The 8,981-nt window shown below is 43.9% G+C and carries 9 protein-coding genes; 8 read left to right on the forward strand and 1 reads right to left on the reverse strand.

The features are described 5' to 3' along the window. Window positions 1–6: 6 nt before the first annotated feature. The 8 genes from BACCELL_RS20595 to BACCELL_RS20630 all read left to right on the forward strand — a co-directional run bounded on the left by BACCELL_RS20595 (window position 7) and on the right by BACCELL_RS20630 (window position 8,085). Window positions 7–393 carry a hypothetical protein gene (locus BACCELL_RS20595; RefSeq protein WP_044154268.1) on the forward strand — a complete coding sequence of 129 codons (387 nt, stop codon included), beginning with the start codon at window positions 7–9 and terminating at the stop codon, window positions 391–393. Then, window positions 377–1,528 carry a F0F1 ATP synthase subunit A gene (atpB, locus tag BACCELL_RS20600; protein WP_007213985.1) on the forward strand — a complete coding sequence of 384 codons (1,152 nt, stop codon included), beginning with the start codon at window positions 377–379 and terminating at the stop codon, window positions 1,526–1,528. The genes BACCELL_RS20595 and atpB overlap by 17 nt, the downstream gene beginning before the upstream one ends. A gap of 27 nt (window positions 1,529–1,555) precedes the next feature. Further along, the gene (gene atpE, locus BACCELL_RS20605; protein WP_007213986.1) at window positions 1,556–1,813 is read left to right on the forward strand and encodes an ATP synthase F0 subunit C; all 258 of its coding nucleotides are present in this window, start codon (window positions 1,556–1,558) and stop codon (window positions 1,811–1,813) included. A gap of 50 nt (window positions 1,814–1,863) precedes the next feature. Next, window positions 1,864–2,370 (forward strand): F0F1 ATP synthase subunit B, encoded by a 507-nt coding sequence (gene atpF / locus BACCELL_RS20610; RefSeq protein WP_007213987.1) that lies wholly within the window; start codon window positions 1,864–1,866, stop codon window positions 2,368–2,370. Window positions 2,371–2,446: 76 nt separating this feature from the next. Continuing rightward, a complete protein-coding gene (locus tag BACCELL_RS20615) occupies window positions 2,447–3,007 on the forward strand; it encodes a F0F1 ATP synthase subunit delta (protein WP_007213988.1) in 561 nt (186 codons plus the stop codon). A gap of 120 nt (window positions 3,008–3,127) precedes the next feature. Beyond that, complete coding sequence (atpA, locus tag BACCELL_RS20620; protein WP_007213989.1) at window positions 3,128–4,714, forward strand: F0F1 ATP synthase subunit alpha; 1,587 nt, start codon at window positions 3,128–3,130, stop codon at window positions 4,712–4,714. A 90-nt stretch (window positions 4,715–4,804) separates the two neighbouring features. Further along, window positions 4,805–5,692, forward strand: a complete 888-nt coding sequence (locus BACCELL_RS20625; protein WP_007213990.1) for a F0F1 ATP synthase subunit gamma — start codon at window positions 4,805–4,807, stop codon at window positions 5,690–5,692. A gap of 173 nt (window positions 5,693–5,865) precedes the next feature. Next, window positions 5,866–8,085: an HRDC domain-containing protein gene (locus tag BACCELL_RS20630; RefSeq protein ID WP_007213992.1), complete on the forward strand. Its 2,220-nt coding sequence runs from the start codon at window positions 5,866–5,868 to the stop codon at window positions 8,083–8,085. A 24-nt stretch (window positions 8,086–8,109) separates the two neighbouring features. Here BACCELL_RS20630 and BACCELL_RS20635 read toward each other — a convergent pair. Continuing rightward, window positions 8,110–8,981: SDR family oxidoreductase (locus BACCELL_RS20635; protein ID WP_007213993.1), on the reverse strand; the 872-nt coding region annotated here is incomplete at its 5' end.

The raw sequence follows: 8,981 nt of genomic DNA on the forward strand, positions 1-8,981 counted from the left end.
TACCAGATCACCCTGTTGACATTAATAGCAGGATGGGTAGGCGCAGGGATTTTACATTATTTATTGCCTGGACATTATTTTGGAGGATATCCTTTCATTCCGGTATATTTCTTCTTGTTCGGGCTTTTTGAAATATCTATGTTTGATGCTTGCCGTAAGCATGCCCCGCAAAAGATGTTGCTGCTTTACATGGCGATGAAGGTGATGAAGATGTTGCTCTCTGTGATACTCTTGGTAGTGTACTGCTTTGCAGTGCGGGAAGAAGCTAAGTTATTCCTGCTGACATTCATCCTTTACTATATAGTCTATCTGATATATGAGACTTGGTTCTTTTTTACTTATGAAGTAGGAAAGAAACAGAAAAAAGAAAAGAAAAATGAAACAAATGCGTAATCTATTGACCGGAATATTCCTGATGCTGGGAATGCTGCTTACTACCCTGCCTGTTGTGGCACAGGGAATTGAAGCGGAACTTGACAGCGTAGCCAAACGGGATGATGTCACCTCTACCGAACAGAAAGAAAACACGGTGGATGTGAAAGAGATCGTCTTCGGTCACATTGGCGATGCTTATGAGTGGCATATTACCACATGGGGAAAAACGCACGTCACTATCCCATTACCTATTATTGTATATAGCTCGCAGACTGGTTGGCACGCTTTCCTCTCTTCACGATTGGAAGAAAATGGAGGATCTTATGAAGGATTCTTTATAGCTCCGGCAGGTAGCAGGTACGAAGGTAAGTTGGTTGAGCATGATGCAACCGGAAACGAAATACGTCCCTGGGATATTTCTATCACAAAAGTGACACTGTCACTGTTGATTAACAGTGTATTGCTACTTGTCATTATTCTGGCCGTTGCCCAGTGGTATCGTAAACATCCGCAAGGTAGTGCGGCTCCGGGCGGCTTCATCGGATTTATGGAGATGTTTATCATGATGGTGAACGACGATATCATTAAGAGTTGTGTAGGGCCGAAGTATCGGAAGTTTGCTCCTTACCTGCTGACAGCGTTCTTCTTCATCTTTATAAATAATATCATGGGGTTGATTCCCATTTTCCCGGGTGGAGCTAATGTGACGGGTAATATTGCTATTACGATGGTTCTGGCACTTTTTACATTTGTTGCCGTCAACCTGTTCGGAACGAAAACCTATTGGAAAGATATTTTTTGGCCGGATGTGCCTTGGTGGTTGAAGGTTCCTGTACCGATGATGCCTTTTATTGAATTCTTCGGTATCTTCACCAAACCATTTGCCTTAATGATTCGTCTTTTTGCCAATATGCTGGCCGGACACATGGCAATGTTGGTGTTAACATGTCTGATCTTTATTTCTGCCAGTATGGGACCTGCGCTTAACGGTACGCTTACCGTGGCATCTGTGCTGTTCAATATCTTTATGAATGCATTGGAACTATTGGTGGCATTTATCCAGGCGTACGTATTCACTATGTTGTCTGCCGTATTTATCGGACTGGCTCAGGAGGAGCATAAAGAAGTAAAAGTGAAAGAAAACAACAATTAATAATAAACCATTTAAAAACAAAAGATTATGTTACTATCTGTATTATTGCAAGCTACTGCGGCTGCAGCCGGAATTAGTAAATTAGGTGCAGCAATCGGCGCCGGACTTGCCGTTATTGGCGCAGGTTTGGGTATTGGTAAAATTGGTGGTTCAGCTATGGAGGCTATTGCCCGTCAGCCGGAAGCATCGGGAGACATTCGTATGAACATGATTATCGCTGCTGCATTGATTGAAGGTGTTGCTCTGTTGGCAGTAGTTGTGTGTCTGTTAGTGTTCTTCTTATAATAGGCCTATACTTGCTTTTAATTTATAATTATTAATTTATAATTAAGATTATGTCATTGTTATTACCCGATAGTGGTCTGCTGTTCTGGATGCTTTTGTCGTTCGGTGTGGTGTTTGTGGTGTTGGCGAAGTATGGTTTTCCTGTCATTACTAAGATGGTAGAAGGCCGTAGAACCTACATAGACCAATCGCTGGAAGTGGCAAAAGAAGCTAATGCGCAACTTCAAAGACTAAAAGCTGAGAGCGAAGCATTGGTTGCTGCTGCCAACAAGGAGCAAGGACGCATCCTGCGGGAGGCGATGCACGAGCGTGACAAGATTATCGTCGAAGCACGCAAGCAGGCGGAAGTCGCCGCGCAGAAAGAGCTGGACGATGTGAAGAAGCAGATACAGCAAGAAAAGGAAGAGGCGATACGCGATATCCGTCGCCAGGTTGCCGTGCTTTCTGTGGATATTGCGGAGAAAGTAATCCGTAAGAATCTGGATGAAGAGCACGAACAAATGGAGATGATAGACCGGATGCTGGACGAAGTGCTGGCAGCCTCAAGAAGCAATTAAGTAGCGATAAGCGATTAGTGATGAATGATTAGCGAAATGTTGGTCATGAGTCGCTAATCACTAATAATTAAAGGAAATGGATATAGGAATTGTTTCGATGCGATATGCCAAAGCGTTGATAGAATACGCAAAAGGTACGGGGGCTGAAGACCGCGTATATCATGAATTGCGTATGCTGGAACGAAGCTTCCGTAAGCATCCTGATTTACGGGAGGCGTTGGATAACCCTATTTTGAAGATCAAGGAGAAATTTGCTCTGATTTGTACTGCTGCCGTAGGCAATGGAGAGGTGAGCCGGGAATTTTCCCGCTTCATAACACTTGTGTTGAGAAACCGCCGGGAGTATTATTTGCAGTACATCTGCCTGACTTATCTTGATCTATACAGGAAATTGAAGCATATCGGCGTAGGAAAGCTGATTACGTCTGTACCTGTGAGCCGGGAAGTTTGGGAGCGCATTCGAAATAGTGCTTCTACTTTGCTACATGCACAGATGGAGTTACAAACTGAAGTTGATCCTTCGATTGAAGGGGGCTTTATATTTGATATCAACGATTTCCGGCTGGATGCCAGCATCGCCACGCAACTAAAGAGAGTGAAACAACAGTTCATTGATAAGAACAGAAGAATAGTGTGATTTACGATTGGACGATTTACGATTTACGATTAGAGTTACTCTACATTGTAAGTAGTGAATCGGACTTAATGATGGTAATCTCAATCGTAAATTGTAAATAACTAAATCGTAAATAGAAACATGTCTGAAAATATAAAAGTAAGCGAAGTCTCCGATATTCTCCGTCACCAGTTAGAGGGAATTGATACCCGCGTGCAGTTGGATGAGATCGGTACGGTGCTGCAAGTCAGTGACGGTGTGGCACGTATCTACGGACTGCGTAATGCTGAAGCAAACGAACTGTTGGAGTTTGACAACGGTATCAAGGCGATTGTGATGAATCTGGAAGAGGACAACGTAGGAGCTGTTTTGCTGGGTCCTACAGATAAAATCAAAGAAGGCTACGTCGTAAAGCGTACCAAGCGAATTGCTTCCATTATGGTGGGAGAGGGTATGCTGGGACGTGTTATCGATCCCTTGGGATCACCACTGGATGGTAAGGGACTCATTGGTGGAGAGCTGTGCGAAATGCCTTTGGAACGTAAAGCGCCGGGCGTTATCTTTCGTCAGCCTGTGAACCAGCCGTTACAGACTGGACTAAAAGCTGTGGATGCCATGATACCTATCGGTCGTGGACAGCGTGAGTTAATTATCGGTGACCGTCAGACGGGAAAGACAGCTATTGCCGTCGATACGATCATCAACCAGCGTGCCAATTATGAGGCAGGTGATCCTGTATATTGTATTTATGTGGCCATTGGGCAGAAAGGTTCTACTGTAGCTACTATTGTGAATACCTTGCGTGAGAATGGTGCGATGGATTATACAATTGTGGTTGCCGCTACGGCAGGTGATCCTGCGGCATTGCAGTATTATGCTCCGTTTGCAGGTGCTGCCATTGGTGAATATTTCCGTGATACCGGTCGTCATGCACTGGTGGTTTATGATGACCTTTCCAAGCAGGCGGTAGCTTATCGTGAGGTATCACTGATTTTGCGTCGTCCTTCAGGGCGTGAAGCCTATCCGGGTGATATCTTCTATCTGCATTCCCGTTTGCTGGAACGTGCAGCACGTATTATCAATCAGGAAGAAGTAGCACGTGAAATGAATGATTTGCCGGAAAGTCTGAAAGGCAGAGTAAAAGGTGGCGGTTCGCTGACTGCACTACCTATTATAGAGACACAGGCAGGAGACGTATCTGCATACATCCCAACGAATGTGATTTCTATTACTGACGGACAGATATTCCTTGATACGGACTTGTTTAACCAAGGTAACCGCCCGGCCATTAATGTAGGTATCTCTGTGAGTCGTGTAGGTGGTAATGCTCAGATTAAGGCGATGAAGAAAGTGGCCGGTACATTGAAGATAGACCAGGCACAGTATCGCGAGCTGGAAGCATTTACGAAGTTCAGCGGTGATATGGATCCCGTTACTGCACTGACCATTGATAAGGGACAAAAGAATACCCGTTTATTGGTTCAGCCGCAATACAGTCCGATGCCGGTAGAAAAGCAGATTGCCATTCTGTATTGTGGTACACATGGCTTACTGCGTAATGTTCCGTTGGATAAAGTAACAGATTTCGAAAGGAGTTTCCTTGAAGCGCTTGAAATGAATCACCGCACTGATGTGCTTGATGTACTGAAGAGTGGCGTCATTGACGATGATGTCTGCAAGAAGATAGAGGAAACGGCAGATCTGATGTCGAAACAATACTTGGAGTAGTGATTAACGTTGAGTGACAAGTGATTAGTGGCATGTGTTCATTTGCCGCTTATCACTAATCATTAATCACTTACCACTAAAAAAAATGCTATGGGTTCTTTAAAAGAAGTAAAAAACAGAATAAACTCCGTCAAGAGTACGCGTCAGATAACATCGGCGATGAAGATGGTGGCATCCGCTAAATTGCACAAGGCACAGACACGGATTGAGAATATGCTGCCTTATCAACAGAAGCTGAATGAAATTCTGACTAACTTCTTGTCTACAGATGCTACATTTGAGTCGCCTTATACCGAAGTGCGTCCCGTAACGCGGGTAGCGGTCGTAGTTTTCTCATCCAATAGTTCACTGTGCGGAGCTTTCAATGCGAATGTGGTAAAAAAGCTCGGAGAAACGCTGGAAGAATATAAATCACTTGGTAAAGAGAACGTCCTGATATACCCTGTAGGAAAGAAAGTGGAGCAGGCTGTGAAAAAGCTGGGCTATACGTCGCAGGGAAGCTATCAAGAGATGGCGGATAAACCCTCATACGTACAAGCGTATGAGCTTGCTGCATTGTTGATGCAAGAGTTTATGGAAAAACAAATCGACCGGGTGGAGCTGATTTATCATCATTTCAAATCAATGGGTTCGCAGATATTGATGCGTGAAGAGTACCTTCCTATTGATTTGAGTAAGGTGGCGGCAACAGCTGCAACAGAAGGATCGGGAAAACGTGGTTTCCAGAATGATTATATTGTAGAACCATCTGTCGGACAGCTGATTGCTGATTTATTGCCGAAGGTGTTGAGTCAGAAATTATTTACTGTACTTCAGGATTCTAATGCTTCTGAACATGCTGCGCGTACACTTGCCATGCAGACTGCAACAGATAATGCGAATGAACTGATACAGGATTTGACGAAGCAATATAACAAGAGCAGACAACAGGCAATTACAAATGAATTGCTGGATATTATTGCAGGAAGTCTGAAGTGATAAAGCTAAAAGCTACGAGCTACAAGTTACGAGCGGCTGCGCTATGTTCCGAAAGCCGCTCGTAGCTTGTCACTCTTATAGCTTTTCCTTTTTTTGCAAAAAGATGTGCCAATGGAGGCTTTAGCTCTTTTATTTGTGCTACCTTTACACCTCCAACCAACATTGATGAAATAATGGAACAGAATCCTGAATTGGCATTAGCGTGGCAATTTATAGAAAATACAGGCACACATCTCTTTCTGACCGGTAAGGCAGGGACCGGAAAAACTACATTCCTGCGGCGGTTGAAGTCCGAAAGTCCAAAGCGTATGGTTGTTCTTGCCCCAACAGGTATTGCAGCTATCAATGCAGGCGGCGTAACCATTCACTCTTTCTTTCAGTTACCTTTTGCCCCTTACGTACCTGATACTTCATTCAGTGCGGATGGCAAAGCACAATATCGTTTCCGTTTCGGAAAAGATAAACTCAACATTATGCGTAGTATAGACCTGCTGGTGATTGATGAAATCAGTATGGTGCGTGCTGATCTTCTGGATGCGATAGACGATGTGCTGAGACGTTTTCGTGATCGCAGTAAACCCTTCGGTGGTGTGCAATTGCTGATGATTGGCGATTTGCAGCAGCTTGCCCCAGTGATAAAAGATGAAGAGTGGCAGATGCTGAACAGCTACTATGATACTCCTTATTTCTTTTCCAGTCGTGCACTGAGACAGTCTGAATATTGTACGCTTGAATTGAAAACAGTGTATCGTCAGAGTGATACTCACTTTCTGGATATGCTGAACCGTATTCGGGAGAACCGTTGTGATAAAACTTTGCTGGATGAATTGAACCGTAGGTACATTCCGAATTTCAACCCTTCGAAAGAGGAAGGATATATCCAGTTGACTACCCATAACTATCAGGCGCAACGCATCAATGAACATGAACTGGCACAATTACCCGGTCGTTCCTTCACCTTTCGTGCCCAGATAGATGGAAAGTTTCCTGAATATTCTTATCCCACAGATGAAGTGCTTGAACTGAAACGTGGTGCCCAAGTCATGTTTGTGAAGAATGATTCATCCGGTGAGCACCGTTATTATAATGGTATGATCGGTGAAGTGGTCAATGTCTCAGCTTTGGGTATAGAAGTACGCAGTAAAGGAAGTGAGGATGCTTTTATGCTGCAAGAGGAAGAATGGACGAATGCAAAATACGTGTTGGATGAAGAGACTAAGGAAATCACCGAAGATATAGAAGGAGTCTTCAAACAATTCCCTCTGAAGCTGGCATGGGCTATTACTATCCATAAAAGTCAGGGACTGACATTTGAACGTGCAATAATCGATGCCAGTGCTTCTTTTGCACACGGACAGACTTATGTGGCATTAAGCCGTTGTAAAACATTGGAAGGGTTGGTATTGAGCGCTCCACTGTCGGCAAGAGCGGTCATCAGTGACAGTGCTGTAGATACTTTTACGGAAGATGCGCGTAGAAACGAACCTGATGAAACGCGTTATAGGAGATTGCAACAAGCATACTTTCTGGAATTGCTATCGGGATTGTTTGATTTCTTACCGTTAGAGTTGGCATTGAAGCGTTTTGTGAGATTGGTGGATGAACACTTGTATAAGCTCTACCCCAAACTATTGACTGAATATAAATCAGAAACGGAACGTTTTCATGAGAAGGTAACGAAAGTTGCCCAGAAGTTCAGCCTTCAATACACACGCCTGGTTGATGGTGCCGAAGATTATGCAACGGATAAAAGCTTGCAGGAACGTATTCATTTGGGGGCGGAATATTTTAAAGAACAGTTAGAACCTTTGGATGCTATCAGGAGTAGTACCATTGTGGAAACAGATAATAAAGAACTAAAGAAACAGTTGAAGACTGCCAGTGAGGAATTGGATGATCTACTTCTGTTAAAAGTTGACTTGTTGGAATTTGTTATCAGTAAAGGCTTTCATGTAGGAGAATATCTGAAACAAAAGGCGGTACTTTCCATTGACGATACGGCATCGACTAAAGGCAAAGGGGAAAAGCGTTCCGGTAATTCTACCGAAAGAAGAAAACGGAAAGGCGGAACCGAAGAAAGTGGAAATACCCTTGCACGGAAAAAAACGGCAGCAGTGGAAGTTCCTTCGGATATTCTGCATCCCGAATTATACAGGCGTCTGGTAGCATGGCGTAATGCGGAAGCGTCTCAATTAGGATTACCGGTATATACCGTAATCCAACAGAAAGCTATTTTAGGTATCACCAATTTATTACCGGAAGATAAATCCGCTCTTCTCCGAATCCCTTATTTTGGTAAAAAAGGAGTGGAAAAGTATGGGGATGAGTTGTTGGAGATGGTGCGGGTGTATAAGAAGGAGAGTGGGATTGCAGAAACGTTGTTTAGTGATTAGTGGCACTCACCACTAATCACTTATTTAAAGATTGAACATTAGTTTTATTCCTTCTTCCAGAGTATGTGGTTGGTATCCCAGTTCTCTGCGTGCTTTTTCAATGCTTAATCCGCTGAAACGGGGACGGGGAGTTGTTTCTCCCATTTGCTTGGTAGTGACTGGCAGAATTAATGAATAATCCAGATTCAAAGTATCTGCTACGCGATAAGCAATATCGGCTATAGTCAGACATTCCGAGCCACAGATGTGATAAATGCCATTATTGGGATGATTTATCAGTTTCTCTATTCCTTGAGAAACATCGCCTACATAGGTTGGCGTGCGCCACTGGTCGGAAACCACCCGTATTTCTTCATTATTTCTTAAACGATTGGCTACCAATTGCAGAATATTCCCGTGTTGCCCCGGCAAGGCGGCACCATAGACCACTACCACACGTGCGATGGCATAATTGCTACAGAGTTCAGCTACCCGTTTTTCACCTTTCAGTTTGGTTGCCCCATAATAGTTGACGGGGTCAGGAGTATCTTCTTCTGTATAAAGCTGCCCTGTATCTCCATTAAATACAAAGTCAGTAGATAGATGTATAAAGCGTGCAGCGGATGCTTCGCATCGGAATGCCAATTGTCCCACAGCATTGACATTGATACTGTCTGCCTCCTCACGGTGTGCTTCGCAATAATCAGGAACGGATAATGCGGACGTGTTGATCACTATATTCGGGCGTACTTCCCGGAACAATGCGCTTTGTTCCCCCATCTGGCAGATGTCTGCACTGATGAAACGATAATTCCCGGAATCGGGAGCAATGTCGTCATGCAGAGAACAACCTGTTACTATGTACTCGTCATTGCGTGACAAATCATTCAAGATCCGGCGTCCTGTGAAGCCATTGG

The sequence above is a fragment of the Bacteroides cellulosilyticus DSM 14838 genome, from assembly GCF_000158035.1.
GTDB classification, from domain to species: domain Bacteria; phylum Bacteroidota; class Bacteroidia; order Bacteroidales; family Bacteroidaceae; genus Bacteroides; species Bacteroides cellulosilyticus.

Bases quoted from the DNA above. Each gene is read 5' to 3' on its own strand.
- BACCELL_RS20630 (WP_007213992.1), top strand. From the start codon at position 5,866: ATGGAACAGAATCCTGAATTGGCATTAGCGTGGCAATTTATAGAAAAT.
- atpE (WP_007213986.1), top strand. From the start codon at position 1,556: ATGTTACTATCTGTATTATTGCAAGCTACTGCGGCTGCAGCCGGAATT.
- BACCELL_RS20615 (WP_007213988.1), top strand. From the start codon at position 2,447: ATGGATATAGGAATTGTTTCGATGCGATATGCCAAAGCGTTGATAGAA.
- atpA (WP_007213989.1), top strand. From the start codon at position 3,128: ATGTCTGAAAATATAAAAGTAAGCGAAGTCTCCGATATTCTCCGTCAC.
- BACCELL_RS20625 (WP_007213990.1), top strand. From the start codon at position 4,805: ATGGGTTCTTTAAAAGAAGTAAAAAACAGAATAAACTCCGTCAAGAGT.
- atpB (WP_007213985.1), top strand. From the start codon at position 377: ATGAAACAAATGCGTAATCTATTGACCGGAATATTCCTGATGCTGGGA.
- atpF (WP_007213987.1), top strand. From the start codon at position 1,864: ATGTCATTGTTATTACCCGATAGTGGTCTGCTGTTCTGGATGCTTTTG.